Origin of the sequence: Streptomyces sp. NBC_01410, assembly GCF_045040195.1 — a bacterium.
Lineage (GTDB): Bacteria > Actinomycetota > Actinomycetes > Streptomycetales > Streptomycetaceae > Streptomyces.
In genome coordinates, this window is record NZ_CP109530.1 from 4,220,473 (window position 1) to 4,244,140 (window position 23,668).

At 69.0% G+C, this 23,668-nt stretch carries 24 protein-coding genes and 1 pseudogene; 16 read left to right on the forward strand and 9 right to left on the reverse strand.

Annotated elements, in window-relative coordinates:
• Positions 1 to 158: 158 nt before the first annotated feature.
• From OG741_RS19255 to OG741_RS19265, 3 genes are all read right to left on the reverse strand, one after another.
• The gene (locus tag OG741_RS19255) at positions 159 to 1,397 is read right to left on the reverse strand and encodes an RNA polymerase sigma factor (RefSeq protein WP_405599518.1); all 1,239 of its coding nucleotides are present in this window, start codon (positions 1,395 to 1,397) and stop codon (positions 159 to 161) included.
• Complete coding sequence (locus OG741_RS19260; protein WP_266480965.1) at positions 1,394 to 1,807, reverse strand: YciI family protein; 414 nt, start codon at positions 1,805 to 1,807, stop codon at positions 1,394 to 1,396. The genes OG741_RS19255 and OG741_RS19260 overlap by 4 nt, the downstream gene beginning before the upstream one ends.
• Positions 1,808 to 2,165: 358 nt before the next feature.
• Positions 2,166 to 2,897 (reverse strand): 2OG-Fe(II) oxygenase, encoded by a 732-nt coding sequence (locus OG741_RS19265; protein ID WP_405599521.1) that lies wholly within the window; start codon positions 2,895 to 2,897, stop codon positions 2,166 to 2,168.
• 281 nt (positions 2,898 to 3,178) lie between these two features.
• Between OG741_RS19265 and OG741_RS19270 the strand changes: the two genes are divergently transcribed.
• The 14 genes from OG741_RS19270 to OG741_RS19335 all read left to right on the forward strand — a co-directional run bounded on the left by OG741_RS19270 (position 3,179) and on the right by OG741_RS19335 (position 16,290).
• Positions 3,179 to 4,117, forward strand: coding sequence for an N-acetylmuramoyl-L-alanine amidase (locus OG741_RS19270; protein WP_405599523.1), 939 nt, complete (start codon positions 3,179 to 3,181; stop codon positions 4,115 to 4,117).
• A 129-nt stretch (positions 4,118 to 4,246) separates the two neighbouring features.
• Positions 4,247 to 5,578: a hypothetical protein gene (locus tag OG741_RS19275; RefSeq protein ID WP_405599525.1), complete on the forward strand. Its 1,332-nt coding sequence runs from the start codon at positions 4,247 to 4,249 to the stop codon at positions 5,576 to 5,578.
• A 121-nt stretch (positions 5,579 to 5,699) separates the two neighbouring features.
• On the forward strand, positions 5,700 to 7,271 hold the full coding sequence (locus OG741_RS19280) for a LuxR C-terminal-related transcriptional regulator (RefSeq protein WP_405599527.1): 1,572 nt from the start codon (positions 5,700 to 5,702) through the stop codon (positions 7,269 to 7,271).
• A gap of 103 nt (positions 7,272 to 7,374) precedes the next feature.
• Positions 7,375 to 7,572 (forward strand): hypothetical protein, encoded by a 198-nt coding sequence (locus OG741_RS19285; protein ID WP_328675365.1) that lies wholly within the window; start codon positions 7,375 to 7,377, stop codon positions 7,570 to 7,572.
• A gap of 29 nt (positions 7,573 to 7,601) precedes the next feature.
• A complete protein-coding gene (locus OG741_RS19290) occupies positions 7,602 to 9,044 on the forward strand; it encodes a DUF2252 domain-containing protein (protein WP_405599531.1) in 1,443 nt (480 codons plus the stop codon).
• A 116-nt stretch (positions 9,045 to 9,160) separates the two neighbouring features.
• Complete coding sequence (locus OG741_RS19295; protein ID WP_405599532.1) at positions 9,161 to 9,577, forward strand: SHOCT domain-containing protein; 417 nt, start codon at positions 9,161 to 9,163, stop codon at positions 9,575 to 9,577.
• Positions 9,578 to 9,630: 53 nt separating this feature from the next.
• Entirely contained in the window at positions 9,631 to 10,047 is a 417-nt protein-coding gene (locus OG741_RS19300) for a hypothetical protein (protein WP_405599534.1), read from the forward strand.
• A gap of 236 nt (positions 10,048 to 10,283) precedes the next feature.
• A complete protein-coding gene (locus OG741_RS19305) occupies positions 10,284 to 11,123 on the forward strand; it encodes a DUF4394 domain-containing protein (protein WP_405599536.1) in 840 nt (279 codons plus the stop codon).
• Positions 11,124 to 11,580: 457 nt separating this feature from the next.
• Positions 11,581 to 12,300: an ERF family protein gene (locus tag OG741_RS19310; RefSeq protein WP_405599538.1), complete on the forward strand. Its 720-nt coding sequence runs from the start codon at positions 11,581 to 11,583 to the stop codon at positions 12,298 to 12,300.
• On the forward strand, positions 12,297 to 13,124 hold the full coding sequence (locus tag OG741_RS19315) for a DUF2637 domain-containing protein (protein WP_405599540.1): 828 nt from the start codon (positions 12,297 to 12,299) through the stop codon (positions 13,122 to 13,124). Before OG741_RS19310 ends, OG741_RS19315 begins: the two co-directional genes overlap by 4 nt.
• Positions 13,121 to 13,426 carry a hypothetical protein gene (locus OG741_RS19320; RefSeq protein ID WP_405599543.1) on the forward strand — a complete coding sequence of 102 codons (306 nt, stop codon included), beginning with the start codon at positions 13,121 to 13,123 and terminating at the stop codon, positions 13,424 to 13,426. The genes OG741_RS19315 and OG741_RS19320 overlap by 4 nt, the downstream gene beginning before the upstream one ends.
• A gap of 77 nt (positions 13,427 to 13,503) precedes the next feature.
• Positions 13,504 to 13,839: a hypothetical protein gene (locus tag OG741_RS19325; protein WP_405599545.1), complete on the forward strand. Its 336-nt coding sequence runs from the start codon at positions 13,504 to 13,506 to the stop codon at positions 13,837 to 13,839.
• Positions 13,829 to 14,020: a DUF6257 family protein gene (locus OG741_RS19330; protein WP_405599547.1), complete on the forward strand. Its 192-nt coding sequence runs from the start codon at positions 13,829 to 13,831 to the stop codon at positions 14,018 to 14,020. Before OG741_RS19325 ends, OG741_RS19330 begins: the two co-directional genes overlap by 11 nt.
• A gap of 77 nt (positions 14,021 to 14,097) precedes the next feature.
• On the forward strand, positions 14,098 to 16,290 hold the full coding sequence (locus OG741_RS19335) for a cell division protein FtsK (RefSeq protein WP_405599549.1): 2,193 nt from the start codon (positions 14,098 to 14,100) through the stop codon (positions 16,288 to 16,290).
• A gap of 346 nt (positions 16,291 to 16,636) precedes the next feature.
• On the opposite strand, the gene OG741_RS19340 is transcribed toward OG741_RS19335, so the two are convergent.
• The 6 genes from OG741_RS19340 to OG741_RS19365 all read right to left on the reverse strand — a co-directional run bounded on the left by OG741_RS19340 (position 16,637) and on the right by OG741_RS19365 (position 21,748).
• The gene (locus tag OG741_RS19340) at positions 16,637 to 17,005 is read right to left on the reverse strand and encodes a hypothetical protein (RefSeq protein ID WP_405599552.1); all 369 of its coding nucleotides are present in this window, start codon (positions 17,003 to 17,005) and stop codon (positions 16,637 to 16,639) included.
• The gene (locus OG741_RS19345; protein WP_405599554.1) at positions 17,002 to 17,943 is read right to left on the reverse strand and encodes a hypothetical protein; all 942 of its coding nucleotides are present in this window, start codon (positions 17,941 to 17,943) and stop codon (positions 17,002 to 17,004) included. The genes OG741_RS19340 and OG741_RS19345 overlap by 4 nt, the downstream gene beginning before the upstream one ends.
• Positions 17,943 to 18,158 (reverse strand): hypothetical protein, encoded by a 216-nt coding sequence (locus tag OG741_RS19350; protein ID WP_405599556.1) that lies wholly within the window; start codon positions 18,156 to 18,158, stop codon positions 17,943 to 17,945. Before OG741_RS19350 ends, OG741_RS19345 begins: the two co-directional genes overlap by 1 nt.
• A complete protein-coding gene (locus OG741_RS19355; protein WP_405599559.1) occupies positions 18,143 to 18,532 on the reverse strand; it encodes a helix-turn-helix domain-containing protein in 390 nt (129 codons plus the stop codon). Before OG741_RS19355 ends, OG741_RS19350 begins: the two co-directional genes overlap by 16 nt.
• Positions 18,519 to 21,167 (reverse strand): phage/plasmid primase, P4 family, encoded by a 2,649-nt coding sequence (locus OG741_RS19360; RefSeq protein WP_405599562.1) that lies wholly within the window; start codon positions 21,165 to 21,167, stop codon positions 18,519 to 18,521. The genes OG741_RS19355 and OG741_RS19360 overlap by 14 nt, the downstream gene beginning before the upstream one ends.
• Before the next feature lie 377 nt (positions 21,168 to 21,544).
• Positions 21,545 to 21,748: a hypothetical protein gene (locus OG741_RS19365; RefSeq protein WP_405599565.1), complete on the reverse strand. Its 204-nt coding sequence runs from the start codon at positions 21,746 to 21,748 to the stop codon at positions 21,545 to 21,547.
• A 126-nt stretch (positions 21,749 to 21,874) separates the two neighbouring features.
• Between OG741_RS19365 and OG741_RS19370 the strand changes: the two genes are divergently transcribed.
• Together OG741_RS19370 and OG741_RS19375 are read left to right on the forward strand one after the other, a co-directional pair.
• A complete protein-coding gene (locus OG741_RS19370; RefSeq protein ID WP_405599567.1) occupies positions 21,875 to 22,399 on the forward strand; it encodes a helix-turn-helix transcriptional regulator in 525 nt (174 codons plus the stop codon).
• Positions 22,396 to 23,511: pseudogene (locus tag OG741_RS19375) on the forward strand (tyrosine-type recombinase/integrase); the annotation flags it as partial. The gene OG741_RS19370 and the pseudogene OG741_RS19375, both read left to right, overlap by 4 nt.
• Positions 23,512 to 23,668: the final 157 nt, after the last annotated feature.

Sequence of the window (23,668 nt, forward strand, 5' to 3'; positions counted from 1 at the left end):
CTTCCGTCCTGCCCTGTTCGGTCCCGGCTAACGGCGATGTGCTCATCCTCACCGCTCAAGATCAGCCGGGCAATCCCCGTACTGTCACCACTCTGCAACAGCGAACGGAAGCCGGAAATCCGCCTCTGACCTGCGGGTTGTCCAGAGACACGGGGAAGCTACTTCGGGGGCAGCAGCCGGGCCGCCCGCATCTGGAGATAGCGCGTCTCCGGGACGCTGAGCGTGCGCCGGGCCGCCAACTGGTAGGCGGCCCTGGCTCCTTCGGCATCCCCCGCCTTCTCCAGCAGATGCGCCCGTACGGCGTCCAGCCGGTGATGCCCCGCCAACCGGTCCTCCAGTTCGGCCACTTCGGCGAGCCCTGCCTCGGGACCGTGCACCATGGCGACGGCCACCGCACGGCCCAGCTCGGCCATCGGCTCGGGAGCACGGCGTACGAGCAGGTCGTACAGCGCGAGAATCTGCGGCCAGTCGGTGTCCTGCGCACGCGCCGCCTCGTCGTGCAGGGCCGCGATCGCCGCCTGCAGCTGGTACGCCCCCGCCGGTCCCTCCGACAGGGCCTCCTCCACCAGCGCGGTCCCCTCGGCGATCGCCTTCGCGTCCCACAGGCCCCGGTCCTGCTCGTCGAGCGGGACGAGCTCGCCGTGCGGTCCGGTGCGGGCGGCGCTGCGGGCGTCGGTGAGCAGCATCAGGGCGAGCAGCCCGGTCACCGCCCCGTCGCTGGGCAGGAGTCTGCGCACGGCCCGGGTCAGCCGGATCGCCTCACCGGCGAGGTCGGCGCGGTGCAGATCCCTGCCGGAGGTCGCCGTATAGCCCTCGTTGAAGATCAGGTAGAGCACCTGCAGCACGGCGGCGAGCCGCTGATCGCGGTCCTCGGGCCCCGGCTGCCGAAACGCCACGCCCTTGATCTTCTGTTTGGCCCTGCTGATGCGCTGCGCCATCGTCGCCTCGGGCACCAGATGGGCGCGGGCGATCTCGGCCGTCGTCAGACCGCCGACCGCGCGCAGGGTGAGCGCGATCTGGGCGGCCGGGGTCAGTGCGGGGTGGCAGCACAGGAAGAGCAGCGTGAGCGTGTCGTCGTCGGATGGCGCGCGGCTCTCCCCGGGCGCGGGCGCGGTGAACGCGTCCCTGGGGGTGAGCGCGGCGACGGTCTCCTCGCGCCTGCGCCGGGCCTCCTCGCTGCGCAGCGCTTCCGTGAGACGGCGGGAGGCGACCTTGATCAGCCACCCGCGCGGATTGTCGGGGAGCCCCGACTCGGGCCACTGCTGCGCGGCCGCGAGCAGCGCCTCCTGTACGGAGTCCTCGGCCAGGTCGAAGTGCCCGTACCGCCGCACCAGCGCACCGAGGACCTGCGGCGCGTGCAGGCGCAGCAGGTCCTCGATGCAGGACCCACGTCTCACAGATCGCCTCCCTCGTCGAGGATCGGCCGGATGATCACCGGGTAGGCGGGCGTCCCCTCGGGCACCGGGCAGGTCGCGACCCGCGCGGCGATCTCGGTGACCCGTTCCAGGCTCTCGCAGTCGAGCACCCAGTAGCCGGCGAGCAGCTCCTTGGTCTCGCTGTAGGGCCCGTCGGTGATCACGGGCCGCCCGTCCTCGCCGAGGCTGACGAACCGGGTCTTGGCGGGCTCGGCGAGCCCCTGGCCGTCGACGAGCTCACCGGACTCGGAGAGATCGTTGTTGACCTCGCCCATGAAGGCGAACATCGCCTGCAGTTCCTTCTCGCTCCAGCCCGGGCTGGCGCCGGACGCCTGACCGCGCATCGCCTCGTAGTCGTCCTGCGTGCCCTGGATCATCACCAGATACTTCATGACGTGCTCCTTCGGATGCGTCGCCGCCCCTTGTGGGCAACTCTCACAGGGGACGTCGCAGCCGATGACGGATTCTCGACACCGCGCGGAGAATCTTTTCGAACCACTCGTCGGGAGCACGCGCACAGGCCGGGGGCGCCGGCGGGACCGCTGTCGGGTGCGCGCCGGGAGGGACCGTCGGGCTCGGGTCTACTCGCGGGCTGGCTACCGTCGGGCCGTGATGCCCGAATGAGCGTTTGCCGATGCGGCGGCCCCTCCAGGGATCCTGAGGAGACCTCGGACGTACTGGTAAAGACGTGGCGTACCGCCCGGCGGTTGCAGGCGCGGTCCGACCTGGCCAGTGCGGCAGCGGGACCCGTCAGGCCGCGTCGTGGAAGACCAGGCCGAGCGTGCGCCTGCGGCCCGAGCGGACGGTGCTCACGCCGTGCCGCATGGGTCCGGCCGACCAGCCGCGCGCCGAGCGCACCGGCCGGTCGCGGGTGGTGAAGACCAGACCGTGGCCCTGGGGCAGCGTGGTCGACGAGCCCCGGGACTGGGCACGCGGACGCTGCTCGACCATCAGGAACTCGCCGCCGCAGTAGTCGGTCCCGGGGGTGTCCAGGCCGATGACGACCTGGAGCGGGAAGACCGCGTCGCCGAAAACGTCCCGGTGCAGGGCGTTCCAGTCGCCGGGTCCGTAGCGCAGCAGGATCTGGGCCGACCTGGACTGTCCCGCGTCATGGCACATGCCCAGCCACTCCTCCAGCGTGTCGGGCCAGGGCGCGGGCCGGCCCAGCTTCCCGGCCCAGTCGCGGGCGATCGGCAGCAGACGCGGGTAGAACGCCTCGCGCAACTCCCGTACCAGGTCCGGCAGCGGATGGGCGAAGTAGCGGTACTGGCCCGAGCCGAAGCGGTGGCGGGCCATGTCGACGGTCGAGCGGAAGCGCTCTTCGTCGTCGTACAGCGCGGCGATCGCCCGGCACTCGGCGGGGTTGAGGATCCGCGGGGTGAGCGCGCTGCCGTACTCGTTCAGCTCGTCGGCGATGCGGTGCCAGTCGCCCGCGGCCACACGCTCGCTCGCGCGGCCCGCGGACAGGGTTGTCGGGGTCATGGTTCGTTCCTCCGTCGGTTACGCCAAGAGCCTGCGCCGGTTACGTACGAGCCTGCGCCGGTTACGTACGAGCCTGCGCCGGCTGCGGAGTGGTTTCCGGCGGAATTCGGACGTCGTCCTTCCTCGGCGAACACTCCGGGTTCTCGCACTCCTTGCCCCCCCGGGCCACAAGGGACTGACGCGGAATCAGATGGCGTGGAATCGCCAGTCAGGCGTAACGCCCGCCGGAACAGGGGATCCCGCCAGAGAACGGCACGGCGCAGCTCCTGATGGGAGGACCCATGGCCTGGTATCCCGGCGCCACCAAGTACGAGCTCCAGCCCGAGTCCGACGGTCAACCGGCCATCCGGCCGACGCAGTTCATCGTCCACTCGATCATCGCCCCCTGGACGGCGAGGCGTATCTACGAGTACTGGCGCGACAGTTCGAGCCTCGAATCCCACTTCGGCCTCGGATACGTGGGCGATCTCGGCCAGTACATCGGCACGGAGACCCGCGCCGACGCCAACTACCAGGCCAACCGCCGCCCCGACGGGACCGGTGCCGTGTCGGTCGAGACCGCCAGCAACACCAGCGGGACCGACCCTTGGACGGACGAGCAGGTCGCGCAGCTCATCCGCGTCGGCGTATGGCTGCACCAGCACCACGGCGTCCCGCTCAGGATCTGCCGCACCCATGACGACCCCGGCTACGGCTACCACCGCCTCCACCCCGAGTGGGCCGTATCCGGCACCGCCTGCCCCGGCGACGCCCGCGTGAAGCAGTTCCGCGAGGTCGTGTTCCCCGGGATCGTCGCCCGCGCCACCGACACCGACCCGCCCCAGGAGCCGGACATGCCCATCGCGAAGCTGTACGAAGCGAACGCCATCGACGTCGAGCTGCCGTCCGGGGACTGGGTCCCTCTCGCTTTCAAGGACGCCGTCATCCACGCCGGGCCGCGCACCCTGATCGGCCCGGTGTACGTCCAGCTCACCATCACGGGCGCCCCCGCCGGCAGCCGCATGGACGGCCGGTTCTACGCCACCGACCCCGACGGCTCCGGCAAGTCCGGATACGGCGACATCACCATCACGGGCGGCTCGGGCGGCCATCAGTTCCTCCACAACGCCGACGTGCCCGAGGGCAAGCACCTGCGGTTCGAGGTGTGTGTCACCACCCCCGACGGCAGCACCGCCCTCCTCACCCACCGTCTCGTCACCGGCGACTACCTGGCCGCCTGACAGAGGGGACCGGGCTCCCGCGATTCGCTCGTTCGGCCTGTCCGGACGTGCCGTACCCGAGGACATGGGCGGAAATGGACCAGAGGCAGCAGCCCCACGACGCCCACGGCCCTGACGCAGGAGCTACGGATGACAAGCCCGCCGGAACCACCTCAGGAACCAGCGAGCCCTGCGAGCGAGGGCGCGCCGAAGGGCGGTGGACGCGTCGCCTCCACCGCCGAACGGATCACCAGGAAGGTGTCCTCGGCCGTCCTCATCGTCCTCACGTGCATCCTCGTCCCACTCTCCGTACTGACCGTCTGGGTGCACGACATCGCACTCGACACCGACCGGTACGTCGAAACGGTCGCTCCCCTGGCGAGCAATAAGGCGATCGAGGACGCCGCGGTGAACCGCGCGGTCCAGGCGGTGAACGTCCGTTTCGACGCCAAGCAGTTCACCACCAATGTCGCGGACTGGCTCCAGTCGCAGGGGCTGCCTCCCGCCGCCGCGACCGCCGTCAAGGGCTTCGCTCCACAGCTGGAATCGGCCGTGGACAGTGCGGTCGAGAAGATTGCCCGCCGCTTCGTCGAGAGCGACAGGTTCGAGACGATCTGGACCGACGTCAACCGCGCCGGCCACTCGGCCGTCGTCCACGCGCTCACCGGCAAGGGGCGAGGGGCCGTCGGCGTCGAGGAAGGGACCGTCACCCTCAGCGTCGGCACGGTCGTGGAGACCGTCAAGAAGGACCTCGTCGACGCGGGACTGCAGCCGGCCTCGAAGATTCCCGACGTCAACAAGACCCTGGTCCTCTTCAAGTCCGACAAGCTCGCCAAGATCCAGGACGCCGCACACGCGCTCGATGTGCTCGGCAACTGGATGCCGATCATCACTGTGCTTCTCGGCGCGGCAGGTGTGCTGCTCGCCCATCACCGCAGACGCGCCCTGGCCAAGACCGCTCTCGGTGCCGCCGTGGCCTGCCTGATCGTTGCCATCGTGCTGGTGATCGCCCGTCGCTACTACCTCGACCACCTGCCCAACCAGGTGCAGTCCGATGCCGCCGCCGCGGCGATCTTCGACACCCTCCTGCGCTTCCTTCGCGTCACCCTGCGCACCGTGATCGTGCTCGGCGTGATCATCGCTCTCGGCGCCTATCTGATCGGACCCGGACGGCTGCCCCGCGCCGTGCGGGCCACGGCCGAGCGCACCGCCGACTCCGTGGCCCGCTGGGGCGGCGCGCACGGAGTGAACACCGGCCCCGTGGGCACCTGGACGAACAAGTACCGCCACTGGATCACCGTCGGGGTGCTTCTCCTGCTGGCCCTGATCTTCGCCCTGTGGAACCACCCGACCGTGGCGACCGTGCTGCTCCTCGTACTCATCCTGCTCGCGGTCCTCGCCGTGATCTCCCTGCTGGCCGCGACGGGCCGCAACCGGGTCGCCCCCGCGGGCGGTGGTGATCCCCTGCCTGGCGATCACTGACCGCCGCGGTGAAGATTGACGTGTTCCTTCGAGTGCCGTCGGCACGACGTCCGCCTGCGCCGACCGGCACGCTCCGTCCGGTCGGCAGGACACAGCAGCCGACAGCCGGATGGTGGTCGCCATGCCCCCCAGCTCCACAGGGTCACAGCTGACTCCGGCCGGTGACCCGCTGTTGGCCGCGAAATTCTCCGTACCCGTGATTCCCGGGACGTTCGTACGCCGCAAGCGCCTGCTGGACCGGCTCACCGAGGGAACGGCGGGACCGCTCACCCTGATCACAGGTCCCGCCGGCGCCGGGAAGACCGTGCTCGCCGCCTCCTGGGCGGCCAGGGCGGCGGCAGCGCACCCCGTCGTGTGGCTGACCCTGGAGGACGACGACAGCGCTCCCGGCGTGTTCTGGGTCTACGTCCTCGAAGCCTTCAGACATCACCCGCTGACGCTGCCGGCCGTCGTGGGCTCCCCGGCCCGCGCCGACAGCGTCGACCGTTCCCTGCTGGTCCGTTTCGCCTCCGCGCTGGCCCGGCTGCCCGAGCCGGTGGTTCTCGTACTCGACGGCCTCGACCGGGTACCCGACCGCGAGGTTGCCTCGGGCCTGGACTTCGTCCTGCGGCACGCGGGGCCGCAGCTGCGCCTGGTGGTGACCAGCCGGGTCGACCCGCTGCTCCCCCTGCACCGCCATCGCGCCGAGGGCAGCATCTGCGAGATCCGCGGCGCCGACCTGGCGTTCACCCGCCACGAGACGGCGACGCTGCTGCGGCGGCACGGCCTCGTCCCGTCGGCGGAGACAGCCGACACCCTCACCCGGCGGACCGAGGGCTGGGCAGCCGGACTGCGGCTGTGTGCCCTGGCCATGCAGCAGACCGACGATCCGGCCGGCTTCGCCCGCTCGTTCGCCCTGTCCCAGAGTGCCGTTGCCGACTATCTGCTCGCCGAGGTCGTCGACGCCCAGCCGGCCGCCACCCAGGACCTGCTGGTGCGCACGAGCATCCTGGACCGTGTGCACCCCCGGCTGGCGAACCTGCTGACCGGACGCGAGGACGGCGAGGGGATCCTGGCCGCTCTCACCCACGCCAACGCCTTCGTGGAGCCGATCGGCAACACCCCCTGGTGCCGCTTCCACCCGCTGTTCGCCGAGGTTCTCCAGGCGTATCTGCGCAGCCATCACCCGGGTCTCGAACCGAAGCTGCACCGGCTCGCGGCCCGCTGGTTCGCCGAAACCGGCCTGATCGTCGAGGCCGCGGAACACGCGGCCGCCGCCGGGGACTGGGAGCACGCCGCCTCCCTGGTCCTCGACCACGTCGCACTCTGCGGCCCGCTCAACAGCCCTGACACCCACCGGATGGAACGGCTCTTCGCAGGCATGCCCGCCGACATCCCGGAAGCCTCTCCCTGGCTCCGGCAGCTGCTGGCACACCGGCCCGAGCCGGTCGACGGCCACCCGCCCGAGCTGGTCAACGGCGTGCCGCACCCGGACGGCGGCCCCGTGCACCCGGGTCCCGTCGAGACGCTCAGCGACCGCGAATGCGATGTGCTGCGGCAGGCGGCACAGATGATGTCGACCGAAGAAATCGCCTCAGAGCTGTACGTATCTGTCAATACGGTCAAGACTCATCTAAGGAGCATCTACCGCAAGTTGTCAGTGTCCCGGCGCCGCGACGCGGTCCGCCGGGCAAAGGAGTTCCACCTGCTCTGAGCGGCGACCGCGCGCTCACCTCCTCCGGGTGATGCCGAGCCCGTCGCCTCTCGGACAGCATGCAGGAAAGACGATCCCCCGAGGACCGATGGGGAGTGCGGGCATGCGTTACGAGTTCCGCGTCACCGGCCGCCTGTCCAGGCCCATCGCAGAGGCCTTCCCCGAGCTGGAGGAAGTCGCCGCCGCGCCGCAGACGCTGCTCTTCGGCCCCGTGACCGACGAGGCGCATCTGTACGGACTGCTCATGCGCTTCCAGGACTTGGGCCTGCACATGGTGGAGATGCGCCGACTGCCGGACTGACCGGTCCCCCCAGCGGCAAGGAGTGCGCGATGACAGCCACGACACCGGGCCCGCAGACGACACAGGGCCCCCGTACGACACCGGGCGAACACCTGACACCCCAGGAGCGGGCCGCCATCGGCAAGGCCGCCCGCGCCCGGGTGCCACGATCCAGCCATGCCGAGTTCGATCCGCCGTCGGACCGGACCGGACCCGTCGAGATCATCGAGCGCCAGTCCGCCACTCGCGTCCCGGAGCTCGTTCCCATCCGCTACGGCCGGATGACGGAATCACCGTTCCGCTTCTATCGCGGCGCCGCCGCGATCATGGCCTCCGACCTGGGCGCCGCGCCCCACACCGGGATCTACGCGCAGCTCTGCGGGGACGCACACCTGCTGAACTTCCGGCTGCTGGCCTCCCCCGAACGGCATCTGGTATTCGACATCAACGACTTCGACGAGACGCTGCCGGGCCCGTGGGAGTGGGACGTCAAACGGCTCACGGCCAGTCTCGTGATCGCCGGCCGCGCCAACGGCTTCTCGGCCAAGCATCGCGGCAGCGTCGTACGGGGCACGGTGCGGGCGTACCGGGACGCGATGCGCGGCTTCGCCGGGATCGGCAACCTCGATGTCTGGTACACCCAGGCCGACACCGAGCAGCTCCGCGGGCTCATGCCCGAGTCGCTGGGCAAGAACGCCCGCGAAAGGATGTCCCAGGCACTGACCACCGCCCGCACCCGCGACGCTCAGCAGGCGTTCAGGAAGCTCACGAGCGTCGTCGACGGCAACCGCCGGATCACGGCCGACCCGCCGTTGATCGTGCCGCTGCAGGATCTGCTCCCCGACGTCGAGCGCCATGTGCTGGAGCAGGAGCTACGTCTGCTCGTCCAGCGGTACGGCACCACCCTCGCGTCCGACCGGCGGCATCTGCTGCATCAGTTCCGGATGGTGGACATCGCCCGCAAGGTGGTCGGAGTCGGCAGCGTGGGCACCCGCTGCTGGGTGCTGCTCATGCTCGGCAGGGACGACGAGGACCCGCTGCTGCTGCAGGCCAAGGAGGCCGACCAGTCAGTGCTGGCCCCATACGCCGGTGCCGGCCAGTACGAGAACCAGGGCGAGCGCGTGGTGTCCGGACAGCGGCTCATGCAGGCCGCCGGCGACATCTTCCTCGGCTGGGAGCACGTCACGGGCATGGACGGTCTGCAGCGCGACTTCTACGTCCGCCAGCTGCGCGACTGGAAGGGCATCGCCCGGCCCGAGCTCATGAACGCGAACCAGATGGAGTTCTTCGGCACGCTCTGCGGTATCACGCTGGCCCGCGCCCACGCCCGCTCCGGCGACCGGATCGCCATCTCCGCCTACCTCGGCAGCAACGACTCCTTCGACCGGGCGCTGGCGGAGTTCGCCGAGCTCTACGCCGACCAGAACGAGCGCGATTTCCAGGCCCTGACCGACGCTGTGCGCACGGGACGGGTCACCGCGGAGACCGTCTGATGCGGGTCGGCAAGTCCTGCGGATTCACCCGTGACGGGTGAGGGCTCGCGGGGGGAAACGAGGAGTCTGGAAACAAGCGGACCCCTGGGGTCCGAAAGCGAGGCAGGAGGAGAGCTATGGCTGGCGATCTGGTCCTGGCGTACGACTATCCCGTGCTGGGCGCCTTCTGGACCGTGATGTGGATCTTCCTCTGGATCATCTGGCTGATGCTCCTGTTCCGGATCATCATCGACATCTTCCGTGACCACGAGATGAGCGGATGGGCCAAGACGGCATGGCTGCTCTTCGTGCTGATCATCCCGTTCCTCGGCGTCCTGGTGTACGTGATCGTCCGGGGCAACCAGATGGGCAAGCGCGAAATCCGGCACGCGCAGGAACAGCAGGCAGCCGTGGACACCTACATCCGGGAGACGGCCGGTTCCCCAGACGCCGGGAGCGGGGCGGACGAGCTCGCCAAGCTGTCCGAGCTCAAGGCCAAGGGTGATCTGACCGAGGCCGAGTTCCAGGCGGCCAAGGAAAAGATCCTGCGCTGACCCCCTCGGGAGTACGTGACCGATCTCAGGAGTACGGGAGTAGAGGAAACGTCATGGCACAGACAATTCACCATCGCTCCGAGGGAGCACAGGCGGCAGCCGGCGGGCTCGTGGTGTTCGCCGCGGTCATGCTGATCATCACCGGTGTCATGGACCTCTTCCGAGGCATCATGGGCATCGCCGAGGACGACATCTTCGTACGGACACCGAACTACACGTTCCAGTACGACGTGACCGGCTGGGGCTGGTTCCACCTGATCCTCGGAGCCGTAGCCATCCTCGTGGGTGTGAGCCTGTTCAGGGCCCCGCTCTGGGCACGGATCATCGGCATCGCGGTCGCGGGAATGCTCATCATCGCGAACTTCCTGTCGCTGCCGTACTACCCGGTCTGGTCGGTCATCTGTATCGCCCTGTACGCGTTCGTCATCTGGGCGCTGTGCGTCGTGAAGCGGGACACGATGACCGGCTGACGCCCGGCGCGGGAGCGGACGACGCCCTGCGACAACAGCCGGAAACGACGCGGCGCCCCGACCGGTGAAGACCGGTCGGGGCGCCGCGTGTGCGGGTAGGCCCCCTCCGAGGGCGGCAACACGGCCGTCTATGCCGCCGTATGGCCGTACTCGATGTGCCCGGGGGATGGCTGGCTGTTTTCGTCGTAGGGGTGGCGCCCCGGCTGAGCGGGCGCCTCGACTCCGTTGGAGATTTCATGCGCAAGGCAGTCCTCGCGGTGGCGCTCACCGCTGCCCTGTCCACCGCCGTTCCCGCCCTGGCCGCCGGCCCCGACCTCGGTGAAAGCAGCCAAGGTCTGAAGGTGACCGGGCTGACCGGCGACCAGCGTCTGGTGCAGTTCCGCACCAGCAGACCAGGCACTGTCACCTCGATCGGAACCGTCACCGGCCTGGTGGGCGACACAGCTCTGGTCGGTATCGACTACCGCGTCCAGAACGGCCTGCTCTACGGCGTCGGCAACGCCGGCGGCGTCTACACCATCGATACCTCGAACGCCGTGGCGACTCAGGTGTCCCAGCTGAGCATCGCCCTTCAAGGCGCCTTCTTCGGGGTGGACTTCAACCCGGCCGCAGACCGGCTGCGGATCATCAGCGACACCGGGCAGAACCTGCGCCACAACGTCAACGTCGCCATTGGCGGCACCGTCGCCGACACCGACCTCACCAACCCACCTGCCGTTGGACCGGCCCTCGGCGTGACCGGGGCCGCCTACACCAACAACGACCTCGACACGGCAACAGCCACCAGCCTGTTCGACATCGACACCACCAACGACCGCGTCTCGCTGCAGTCCCCGGCCAACTCCGGCACCCTCGCCCCCACCGGAAGCCTCGGGGTGGACGCCGGGCCCAGCGCGGGCTTCGACATCTACTTCTCGTCCAAGGTGGCCAGCAACCGAGGCTTCGCCGCCCTCGCCACCAACGGCTCCTACCGCTTCTACGAGGTCAACCCGCTCACCGGGGCGGCCACCGACGCCGGCGCCTTCCCCGCCAACCGCCAGGTCTTCGACGTCGCCCTTCCCCTCAATCAGTGGTAGTCCGCCCCATCGGCACCGGGTGAGGCGCAACCGCACGCACGGCAACTCACCCGGTCCGCCCACCCGTGCTGCCGGGCCGTCCGCTCACGCACGCGGCAGGAAACGACGAAGCGCCCCGACCGGCGGAAGCCGGTCGAGGCGCTAAGTAGCAGGTCAGAGGGAATCTCCCCTCCCTGCCGCAGGTAGGCCGTGTGGGACTCGAACCCACAACCAACGGATTAAAAGTTCACCCCTGATCGTGCCGCCGGGTGATGACGAGTGACGACTCCTCACATCCCCGCAGGCCAGCAGGCCAGAGCCCCACCGTCCGGTGCCGTTCTGTGTCGGCCCTCTACAGGGCATCCGTGACCACTCGCGTGACCACGTGACCACCTCCGACACGCAGCGGCGCCGCACGGTGTGCAACCACCGAACGGCGCCTTGATCCGAACACCTTCTGATCAAGGAGTCCTGACCCATGAATGACCGTACAACCCTCACGCCCAACCTCCGCGTACACGAAGCCCTGGCGTGCGTCATGCGTGACGTCGTCCCCGTCGGCAAGGACCAGGTCAACAACTCCCAGCGCTACCGCTTCCGGGGCATCGACGACCTGATGTCGGCCGTCGCCGGACCGATGCGCGCCCACGGCGTATTCATCCTCCCCGAGGTGATCGAGAAGACCTCTGAGCGGCACGGCGAGAAGATGACGACCGTCCGCATCACCATGCGGTACCGCGTCTACGGGCCGTCCGGTGACTGCCTGGAAGCCACCGTGCCCGGGGAAGCGTCCGACTTCGCCGACAAGGCCACGAACAAGGCCATGTCCGCAGCGCTGAAGTACTTCCTGCTTCAGGTGCTGATGATCCCTGTGGACGGGCGCAGCATCGACGACGGTGACCGTGACCACCCGGAGCCCCCGGCCGTCACGGAGCCCACGGCCCCGCAGAAGCCCGTACAGCCGACCGCAGCGCCCGAGCCCGACAGGCTCGTTGAAGCGGCCCACAACGCGATGCGAGCCGCAATCGAGGCGACCGACGCGGAGGAGCTGCGGGGCCTGTACCGCCAGGCTGCCGGGCACGGACTGCTGGGTGTCCCTGTGCGGGTACCGAACGCGGGCGAAATGCCGCTCGCACACGTCCTCTCGTTCCATGGTGAGCGGCTGGCCGCTGGCAACCCGAAGGCGGTGGCGGCATGACGCGCATCGACCCCTCCCGGGCACTGGCAGTCGCGGCCGGACTGGTCATCATCGCCCTGACCGCTACGGCGTTCTGGCTGTCCTACGCGCACCTGGCGATGGTCGCCCTCGGGCATGGTCTCGGTGGCGCCCCTGTACGGGCGTGGGCCTGGCCTGCCTGCCTGGATCTGTTCATCATTGCGGGCGAGACCATGTGGCTGCGCGCCGCCCTCGCTCACCGCGTCGACCTGTGGGCCATCGCCCTGACTGTCCTCGGCTCGGGTGGGTCCATCTCGCTGAACGTGGCGGGTGTCGGTCAGCATGCCGAGCCCCTGGCCTACGTGGTGGCCGCGGTTCCGCCCACGGCTGCTCTGCTCGCGTTCGGCGCGCTGATGCGCCAGGTACACCAGGCACTCACCGGGCGGGCCCGGGAGGTCACCCCGGGGCCTGTTGCCACGACTGTCATTGAGCGGGCGGAGGTGTCCTCAGACACCCCTCGGGGGGTGTCTGCCCCCCTGGCTGTCGCTCCCGTGCCTGCGATTGCGGCACCGACCGTGGAACCGCTGGTCATCTGCGGTGACCGCGAGGTGTTCGCCCTGGAGGTCACCCGTCGGGACACCGACGGGGAGGTGTCCGGTGATCAACAGGAAAGGTTGCCTGCCGACGCGGCTACGAACGTCATCCGCGCCTGCTGGGTAATGGGCATCTCAGTCGCAGATACGGCCCGTCAGGCCACCCGATCCACTTCCTACGTGAAGAAGGTGTTCGCACGCCTCGATGAGGCTCGCGGACCCCAGCAGATGCCCGGACAGATGGCGCTCGTTCCGGCGGAGGTGGCGTCGTGAGCGATATCGAAAGGGCAGCCCGGGATGCCGTGGAGGCTGCTCACAACTCCGAGCAACTGGCCCTGATTGCTGCCGTGCTCCAGGCGCAGCAGCTCACCCAGCGCCAGGGGTGCCAGCACCCGCCGGCCCCGGTGCAGCAGCCCAACACCGGTAAGTGGATCGCGGTCGGTGTCGCCGCCCCGTTCCTTGCCGTCACTCTCGCCATCTCCGTCATGGCGTTCGCCATTGCGGCCGTGTCCCTGACCATCTGCGTTCTCGTCTTGCGGGGCGTCTGGCAGGACTTCCAGAAAGGCAAGGGCTGACAGTCCCTCCGTCCTCCGCGGCTCGTCCGTGGGGGTGCGGTGGGGCCGGACAGTCCAGCCCCGGAATGGAGCCAGCCATGACCGCACGTGATGACCTCCACGCCTTCTACGAGAAGGCCGTCGCCGCGGGCGACGAGCCGGGCGTCCGGTACATCCAGGCACTGGCCGCCGACATCGACGCGCACAACCCCGACCGCCCGCCGCTGCTCGACGAGATCCGTCGCAACCACCCGGCGGAGGGGCACGCCATGACCAGTGCCGAGTATCGCGAGAAGGCAGAGAAGCTGCTCACCACCCGCACCGTCGGGGGAGACCTGGCCGACGGTGCCGCAGAGCAGGCGACCGCGTGGGCGCTGCTGGCGAGCGCCGCGGCGACCGAGGAGCTTGCACAGGTGGTGCGCTGTGGCCAGTGAACCGAAGCTCACCGCGGGCGAGAAAGCCAAGGTCACCTGGCTAGTCGCACGGATGGCCAAGCGCGGGCTCGCCGCCCACAACTCCCCCACGGGCGACGTCTACCAGGGCGACCTTCAGCGCAAGGTCGAACGCGTGATCGAAGGCGCCCGCAAGCGCGAGGAACGCGAAGCCAAGAAGTAGCAACCCCGGGACGGCCGCACGCCGACCAAGGAAGTTCGGCCGCCCCGGGCCCCATCTCCTGAGAGAGGACTTCCATCATGACCGACACGACGTTCCGGCCGCTCAACGGCCACGCCGCCCCTATCACGTGGGACAGCTTCGGCCCTGTGTCGCTGGTCAAGCAGCCCGACCCCGCGCCGGCCGCGGCTCCGGAGGAGCTGGCCGTTGTCGAGGCGGTCGACCGGCCGGACAACCCGCTGGCCGACTGGCTCACCGTGCCCGACGCGCCCGTACTGCCCGCGTGGGCCCGCTCCGGCGCATCGATCGTCGCCAACGCGCAGGCACTCGCGCGGCTCACGTGGTGGCACAGCCGCTATCACGGGGTGCGCACACCGAAGTACCTCGTAAAAACGGTCCTGTTGGCCGCACGCGGCTTCTACCGGGCCACCGCGGGCATATGGCCCACGCTGTCCGCACAGGACCACAGTGCTGCCGTGAAGGCCCTGCGGACGCAGGTCAAGGCCAGGCCCGAGGATGTGGAGCTGGCTGTACGGCTGCAAGTTGCGCATGCCGACCGGACCCGTACCCGGCGGTGGCGCTTCGGTGCCGCGGCTGTAGGCGTAGCCGCGGCTGCCGTGGGTGTGACCCTGGCTGATCCGATGCTCCAGGCCGGTATCGGGACCGCTGTCACGGTGCCGCTCGCCTACCTCGGGCGCGGCAAGGACACGCAGCTACTCGACCACGGCGCGCCGCCGCTGCGCGTGGACATGTCCGCGCAGCAGCTCAACGACGCGCTACGCGCCGCCGGCCTCCTGAAGACGGCCGCCGGGAAGGACGAGAAGGAGCAGCCGCGGGTCACGTGCGTGATGGGCCCAGTACGCGACGGCCGTGGATGGGCGGTCATCTTCGACATGCCCCGAGGAGGCGGTAAGACCGCGTCCGACGTGCTCGCGAAGCGGGAAGTCATCGCGCAGGAGCTCGGGGTGGATGAGATCCAGGTCATCATGTCCCGCGTCCGTGCGGCCAAGGGTGGCAATGCTGGCCGTGTGTCGATGTGGGTGGCGGACGATGACCCCTACCTTGCCGACCCGGTCCCGTCGCCACTGGCCAAGCTGGAGAAGTTCTCCATCTGGGAGCCGGTGCCGTTCGGGCAGGATGCGCGCGGCAACCGCATCGCGGTGCCGGTCGTGTGGCAGTCGATGTTCTTTGGTGGACTCCCGCGCCGCGGCAAGACGTTCACGCAACGGCTGATGACCGCGGCGGGGCTGCTCGATCCGTGGGTGCGGCACTACGTGGCCGACTTCAAGGGCGGGCAGGACTGGATGGGGATGCGGCACGTCGCGCACCGCCTTGTCCTTGGCGCCGAGGACGACGCGATTGCAGCGTTCATCGCAATGCTCAAGGAACTGCTCGCCGAGATGGAGCGCCGGTTCACCCTGCTCCGTGGCCTGCCTACGTCCATCTGCCCCGAGGGCAAGCTCACTCCGGCAATCATCGAGAAGTACCGGATGCCGTTCATCTTCATCACCGTCGATGAGCTGCAAGAATGCTTCCTCGCTGTCGACGACAAGGTGCGCGAGGAGATCGTTGATGACCTCGGGCGGCTCGCCAGGCGTGGGCCGGCCGCCGGGTTCATCAGCAACTATGCGAGCCAGCGCCCGGACGCCAAGTCCGTGCCGACCAAGCTCCGGGAGATCATCACCATCCGTTGCTGCACCCAGGTCACGGACAAGACGAGCAGCGACATGGTGCTCGGCTCGGGCAAAGCAGCCATGGGCGCGGACGCCTCGCTGCTGTCCGAGGACCACAAGGGCGTGACCGTGCTGGTCACCGGGCCCGCATCGCACGCCACGGTGAAGAACGATCTGCTCACCACGGCTGAGTTCAACGCTCTGTGCCTCAAGGGCCGTGCGCTGCGCGAGCCGCTCGGGCAGATCACCGGTGACGCGGCCGGCGACGTGACGGCCGGAGCCGGACGGGTCGGGGTCACCATTGCGCCCGTACTCTCCGACACGCTCGATGTGATGCGGCACTCCGACAGGCTGCACTCAGTCGACTTGCTTGCCCGGCTCGTCAACCTCGATGAGGACCGGTACGGGGACTGGGATCTCGACAAGCTCGCCGCCGAGCTGGACGCCGCCGGGGTCAAGCGGACCACCAAGCAGATCAACATCAAGGGCAAGAACCTTGCCGGGTACCGGCGGGCCGATCTGGAGGCGGCTGTGCCCGAGGAACTGCTCCTTGCTGCGCGGGCGGTAGACCCCTCCCCCTCTACCGAGGCCCCCAACTAGGCCCTGTCCGCCGGGGTCTACCGGGCGGATGGATCTAGAGGGGGCCCACTACAGGGGTAGATCCCCCCTGTAGTGGGCACTGACCTGCGAAGTAGAGGCCCGTAGAGGGGTCTGGGGCCCGGGGCCAGGACCCCTCTCAGAGCCCGCACAGGAGAGAGCCCCCGCAGGTGACTGCGGGGGCTCTCTCCTGTGCGGCCCCAAGTCCCGACACAGAATCCAGCGGATTCGGTATCCGGTGGTCGCTGTGTTCCCGCAGGTCACGGGAGGGGTGGTCACGGGGTGGTCACACGCCCGGACATGCAGAAGCCCCGCCGGATCATCGGCGGGGCTCTCTGCGTGTCCGGTGTCAGAGCGGGAGCCAGCCTGCGTCAATGAGCCAGCGGAACACGGCGTCCCGCTCCTTTCGCTGCTCGATCTGGGCGTCCAGCCGAGCGAACGACTTCTCGGCCTCCCGCCAATGCGCCCGGGCCTGCCCCGCAGCATTGGCCCGGGCGCGGACCTCCCGGCGCTCCGCCGGGCTGGTACGCGTGACGATGTTCGGACCACCCCGCGGGTTCACCCGGTACGTCACCACGTCGCCCGTTCCGGGCGGTATCTGGGCCGCGGCCCGCAGCCGGGCGTGTACCGCTTCGGCCCTGCGCGCCAGGGCCTGAGTCTCCGCAGCGGTGGCGCAGGCCATGACTATGACGGTGGGTGGCGCTGCCTTGCCGCTCATGCCGCTCCGCCCCTTCCGAGCGCGGTACGCAGGTCCTGGCGGAGCGCAGCACGCTGCCGCTTGATCTCCCGCTCCAACTGCCGCTGGTGGTCTCGCCAGTGCCTGCGTACCTCCGCCTGGCGAGCCGTCTCGGCAGCCGCTGCCTCGGCTTCCTTGGCTGCGCGCTTCCGGTCTTTGAGGGTCTGCGCAATGGCGGTCTCCTCGGCCGCCAGTTGGGCCGCCAGTTCCCCGGGCGCAGGAGGCTCGGGAGCCTCCTCCACCAGGCCCAGACGGACGGCACCAGCCTTCCGGTCCCAGACCCTGCCCAGCCTCTTCTCCGGGGGCGTGGGCAGCGTGGCCACCGGGAAGACACCGAACCCTGCGGCATGGCGCCGGACGGCCAGCTCGCCGACCCTGCGCCACTCCGCCAGGTCACTCAGGTGGGACCACGCGGTACCGTCCCCGTCACCGCGGCTGTCTTGGGCGAGCTGGAAAGTGAGCCCGTAGCGGCTGGCCAGGACCGCGAATCCCTCCGTGAACTCCGCCAGGCCGGCCGCCAGGCAGGCGAGGCGGTCAACACCCTGTGAGCGGTTCAGCGTTCGGGTGGACTGCGTCCCCCATCCCGGCTGCACAGCCTGCATGCACGGGTCACAGATCCACCCCGAGGCACCGAGCACCAGCGGTGAGACGAGACGTCGCTGAACCGCTTCCGCGTCACCGCATGCCTGGCAGGGCGTGTCCGGGCTGACTCGCGTGTGCGCCGCTATCTCCCGCTCCCGCTCGATGCGGTGACGGTCCGCCACCATGGCCCACGCATCCCGGGGGGACTGGTCCTTCTCTACGCGGTCCAGACGCTCGCGCAGCGCACGGATTTCGTCCATGGCCGGTTCGGTGCCCGGAGCGGCTGCGGGCGCCTGTACGGGCTGCTCGGCAGCCTTACGGCTCTTGCGTCGTGACATCACTTGCTCTCCTCGGAGGTGTCGGGGCCGAACGGGTCAGGGGTGGAGGGGTAGCAGGGGCGCAGACCGAAGCTGATCAGCAGCTCGTTCGCCCAGTCGGGGTCTGTGGCCGCGAGCCGGTCCAGCTTGGCCGCGACGTGCTCGATCAAGTCCGGCGCCGGCGGGGAGAGATGCTGCTCCAGGCGAGCCACACGGGCGTTCAGGCTGCCTGCCATGCCGGTACCTCCGTCGCGTTGAGGCGGGACTCCAGGGCGCCCAGACGTGCCTCCAGTTCGGCATGCGAGGCGAGCAGGGGAAGGGCCCGCACGATCTCCGAGGCGGCCCGCACACGGATAACTGCCGACGGGTCATCTAGGGCCGCGGTGAGGGTGTCGACGGCCTTGCGGACTGCGGAGGTGAGGGCCGCAACCGACTCGTCCAGCACGGCCCGGCGGGCCGCCTCCACCTCCGCCCGGAACTCGGGTTCATCGCGCCACCGCCGGATCTGACGGCCGCTCATCCCGATCTCGGCACCGACCGCATCAGTCGACATGCCCCGGGCGAGCAGCGCGACGGCCGCACTGCGCGTCTCTAGGTCATTCCTGGCCATTACGGACATCCTTTCGGGGGCGGGTGCATCCCAGCTCGTGGATTCCTCCGGCGGCCCGGGCAGACCCGCAGTAGTCGCAGGCGGGGGGAGCGGGGGGAGCGGGCAGATCCCTGCGGGGGCGGGTGCAGTTGGCACGGTGGGCACCGCCGCGAACGGCGTAGGGGGTGCTGTCGCAGTAGTCGCAGCCACGCTCGGGGGGACTGGCAGGGGCATCAGCCAGGTACCTGCTACGGCAGGCACCGCACAGAGGGGACCCGTATGCGTTCCACTGCGGCTTCTGGCACCGATTACACGGTGTCTGAGAGCGGTCCGGGCCGCCCTCGGGTGAGGGGTGGGCAGGGTGGGCAACCTTCGCCATCTCTAGACCCTGGGCACTTTTCACACCCTCCGGAGGGCTCAAACTTTGCGTAGAACGAGAAGTGGGTGAAAGGTTGCCCACCTTGCCCACCGAGGCGCCCTCGGTACCCGTTGTGTCCGGTTCCGGGAGGGTTTGGGGGTGGGCGACTCTGCCCGCCGAGGGGGCAGAGTCGCCCCCGGAGTCGCCCCCAGAGTTGCCCCCCGGGCCGTCGTCATCGTCATCGTCGGGGGCGTTGGTCCCACCGAACGGCAGCACGACGGCGTTGACCCCGCGCTTCCGGCTTGGCTTAGGCGTCCGTACCTCCGCCACGCCCTTGACGCTGAGCAACTTGTTCTTGAACAGCATCTTGCCCATGCATGACGCGCCGTCCCGTTCCTGCTGGAGCCGGAACGCGTTGTACAGGTCGGTCACGGTGGCTACGTCCTGGTCGGGGAGCATGCCTCCTGCTGTGGCAGGAGTGACCCGGCAGTACGTGTTCAGCCACAGCACGACGCGATCAGATTGCTCGGTGAACTCCTTTGCCACGGCCCCGTTGACCGGCCGGTACCCGCCACGCTCGGTGTAGCGCTGCCACGCCCTCACCCAGCGGACAAGGATGCCCGGGAGCTCCGCCATGATCCTCTGTTCGATCGACGGGTCCTCGTAGCCATCGAACGAGTGGGGGAACTTGAACGGCCGGACCCGGTTGACGTACGCGCCGGACGCTTCGGAGACGTTGGGCAGCACGTTGGCTGAGAAGGCAAAGAGCGCGGTCGACATGAACTTGAAGGAGTGGCCGTGCTTGCGCTGCGCGCGTACGAGGTCCTCGCCCGTGAGCGTCTTGAACAGGGACACGTCTTGCACGTCCTTGGCGCTCAGATCGCCCGCAACGTTCAGCATGCGGCCGTAGACGTCGGCCGCCGCGAACTTGTCCTCAGCGAGCTCATGCAGCGTCACCGACGACGTGTTGTCCAGCCCTGCGATCGCCAGCAGGATGCGCAGCCAGGTGCCCTTGCCGGACCGTGTGGGCCCGAAGAGGAACACGCCCTTGGTCGGGGTCCTGGACTGGTCCAGCATCACGGCCACAGACTCTTCGAGGTCGTCCAGCTGGTCCCCGACCCGGTCTGTTGCCCATGAGAGGTACGTGGGGCATGTGGCGTCCGGGTCCCATGCCACGGGGATCTGTGTTTTGGACAGGTGCTCCGGACTGTGATCCTTCAGCTCGCCCGTGCGCAGGTCGAGCATGCCGTTCGCGCAGTTCAGCAGGGGCTCGGACACACGGTCCGGGAGTACCGTTCCGGCTCCGTACAGCAGCCCGAGCAGCGACTGTTCCGCCGTGACCAGATGCGCCGGCCTGTGCTGCTCACGAAGCTTTTCCCGCACGGCCGACAGCAGCCCGAGGCTGTTCACTTGGAACACCCCGCCCTGGTAGACAGCGACTTTCTTCTCAGCCGAGACTGCGCATGGGTGGTCCTTGAGGATGTCCTTGGCGAGCGTTTCTGCCTGAAGTGAGCCGCGGTTGTCGAAATGGCGGGAAGCCTTTTTCGCCGGACGCTTGCCCGGGTTCTGCTGCGCCCGGTTGACCAGATTGGCCAGATAGGACGTCCGCTTGTCTGCGTCCCGCTTGCCAAGGACGTCGTCGATACCGTCCTTGCCCTTGGCTCCCGGGAGCGTGATGAACACGACGTCGTTGGCGCCCTCGGCCTCGAACGCTTCTTTGGCTTCCGCCGCGGCGTCGTGCACCTGCTGATTGCTGGAAATGTCCGCGTCGAACAGGAGTGCGATCTTCCGGCCGTCCGCCCACGAAAGGTCCGTGCCGTACCAGCCGTGTGCCCCCGGGAATCCGACAACACCCCACTCCGGGGGTGCCCACTGGTCGACCGCCAGGGCCTTCAGGGCGCCCTCGCAGAAGATGACCGGCGCGCCCTCAGCTGCCTCCCGGAGACGCCACAGGAAGCTTCCGCAGTCTTTCGGGAAGATGTACTTGGCCTCTTCCCCGTCGTCCTTCACGACGGGCTTGTCCGGGCGGAACTGCGGGACGACACGGTCTCCGTCGGTCCAGGGGAAGAGCATTCCGGGGCCGCGACCCGTACCGATGACCCAGAACCGGTTGATGGAGTCGGGTACGTGGTCGGGGTGACGGACCGGCATAACGCCCCTGGACCGGGCGTGCTCGGGCGTCACGGCGCACTCGGTGAGTTTCGCCAGACTGACTTCTGTGAACTCCGCCTCTTCGGCGGGGCCAGCCTCGGCCGGAGCGTCGTCGACGATCTGACGCGCGTCTGTGGCCGTGGTCACGCCGCACCCCCCGCCGGGGCCAGGCGGTAGGCGCACGAGGGGATGAACTGCCCGCAGCACGGGGCAGAGCGGACTGTGTAGAAGGGCCTGCGGGCCAGCCCTCCCGGGTGCACGTGCTGTTCCCCGCAGAGCGGGCAGTTCTCGACCACGAGGGAGATCTCGTGCCCGGAGGGGAAGTTGTTGAGGCGGGGCCGGCAGTACGCCACGGGGACGTGTCTACTGTGGACAGCGTCTGAGGGGACCTCTACCATGCGAGGTAGTCCATTTCTTCTCTGAAGATCCCGGGGTTATCGCTGGCGAGCGGTCCGGGATCTTCGGCATTTCTGGAGATTGGGCAGGGCCCCAGCAGGCGCGCTAACGCCTGCTGCGGGCCGCTCTTATTTGGTCTGGTCCGGGATGCCGAGCAGCGCGAGAAGGTCCGCCCTGCGGGCGCGGTACTGGGCTCCGAGACGCATCAGCGGGATGGGAAAGTCACCGCTCTGTGCCAGTGCGTAGCTCTTGCTGCGTCCCAGCCCAAGGGCCTTGCCTGCGGTGACGACGTCCACCGCGGCGGGCAGATTCCGCACCTCATTTTCCTTCACGGGTTCCTCCGGGTTCGCGACTGGAACACGATGTGTGCCCTCAGCGCACGCGGTGTGCTTACAGGTCTACGTGCTGAACGCTACGCCCCCTTGCGGCTCTGTGTCTAGCGATGCTTAACTGTGCTCATGGAGCACACCGCCGATACGGCGACCCCCGTGGACACTCTCCGCAAGAGGGTCAAAGAGCTACGCGGGCGAGCCGGTCTGACCGGTGCGGACCTGGCCGACCGGCTCGCCCGGTTGGGAGTGAACTGGAACCGTTCGATCGTGGCCAACTTTGAAGCGGGCCGGCGCCCCAATGTGAGCGTCGTTGAGTGGCTGGCACTGGCTCAGGCCCTCGATGTTGCGCCCCTCCACCTCCTGGTGTCCCCGGACGCGACCGACGCAGATCTCTACCAGGTCACGCCTACCCGCACCGCGGCTGTACCGGTGGTGCGGGAGTGGATTCGCGGGTACTACCCGCTCAACGCCGACCCCGCCCGCTTCGAACGCGAGGCGCCCCGCACGGAGACCGTGAGCGTTTCTCTGGGGGAGATGGGCTACCAGGTCACCTTGGACCGCTCTCCGGCATCCATGCGGGCTCTGGAGCAGTTCATCCGCACAGTGAGCCCCGGGGCCACCAGTGCTGACGACAAGGGGGAGGGCGCGTGAAGGGGTCGACGTACAAGCGGTGCGGGTGCCCGGTCACGTACGACGCCAAGGGCAACCGGCGCAACTGCCGCAAGGAGCACGGCGCCTGGTACTACGTCGCCGACGTCGGGTTCGGCCCGAACGGCAAGCGCAAGCAGGTCCGCAAGGGCGGATTCCGCACCGCGGACGATGCCGAGAAGGCACTGACCAAGCTGCTCGGCCGCGTCAACGAGGGCAGTTACACCCATGACGAAGGCCAGACCGTTACCACCTGGCTCGGTACCTGGCTGGAGATCAAGGAGCGGGCCGGCCTGCGTCCGTCCACCCTGCGCGCCTACCGCAGCCACGTTGACGAGCACCTGATTCCGCGGCTCGGGCGCCTGCGCCTGCAAGACCTGCGCCCGCAGCACGTCGACCAGCTGCTGACCGCGCTCGACAACGGGAAGCGGAAAGCAGCCACGGTGCGCCGCATCCACGCGACGCTACGCAGCGCGCTCTCAACGGCCGTACGGCGGCGTCTGGTCACCTTCAACGCGGCCAAGGACGTTGACCTCCCGGTAGCCCAGCGGCCGAAGGTGAAACCGTGGGAGCCCGGGGAGCTCGGGCAGTTCCTCGACTCCATCGGGGCTCACCGGCTCGGCGCCATGTTCGAGACGATCGCGGGTACCGGCCTGCGTCGCGGTGAAGCCGTAGGCCTGCGATGGGACGACGTTGACCTTGCGGCCCGGGTCATCGTCGTACGGCAGCAGATCGTCCAGGAGTCGGGCCGCAAGAAGAACAACGAGGCCCCCGCGGCGTGCCCGTACTGCGAGGCGGGCCACCTCGGAATGTCGTTCGGCAGGCCCAAGACCGCGTCCGGTGAGAACCGAGTCATCGACCTGGACGAGAGCACCGTGGGCGCGCTGCTCTCTCACCAGCTGCGCCAGGGTGAGGAGCGCCAGGCGTGGGGCGACGCGTACGCCGACCACGGCCTGGTGTTCGCCCGGGAGGACGGCAACCCGCTGCGCCCGGACGACGTCACCAAGCTGTTCGGTGCCTTGGTCGACGCGGCCGGACTGCGCCGGGTGCGGCTGCACGATCTGCGCCACGGACAGGCGTCCCTCATGCTCGCGGCCGGCATCGACATGGCGATTGTGTCCAAGCGGCTCGGGCACTCCACCATCACCATCACATCGGACACCTACTCCCACCTTCTCGGAGGAGTCGGGCGGGACGCAGCAGACCGCGCGTCGGCCCTGGTTCCGCGCTCCCGTCCGGTGGCGCCGATCGCGTCTGCCGAGGACGAGCGTG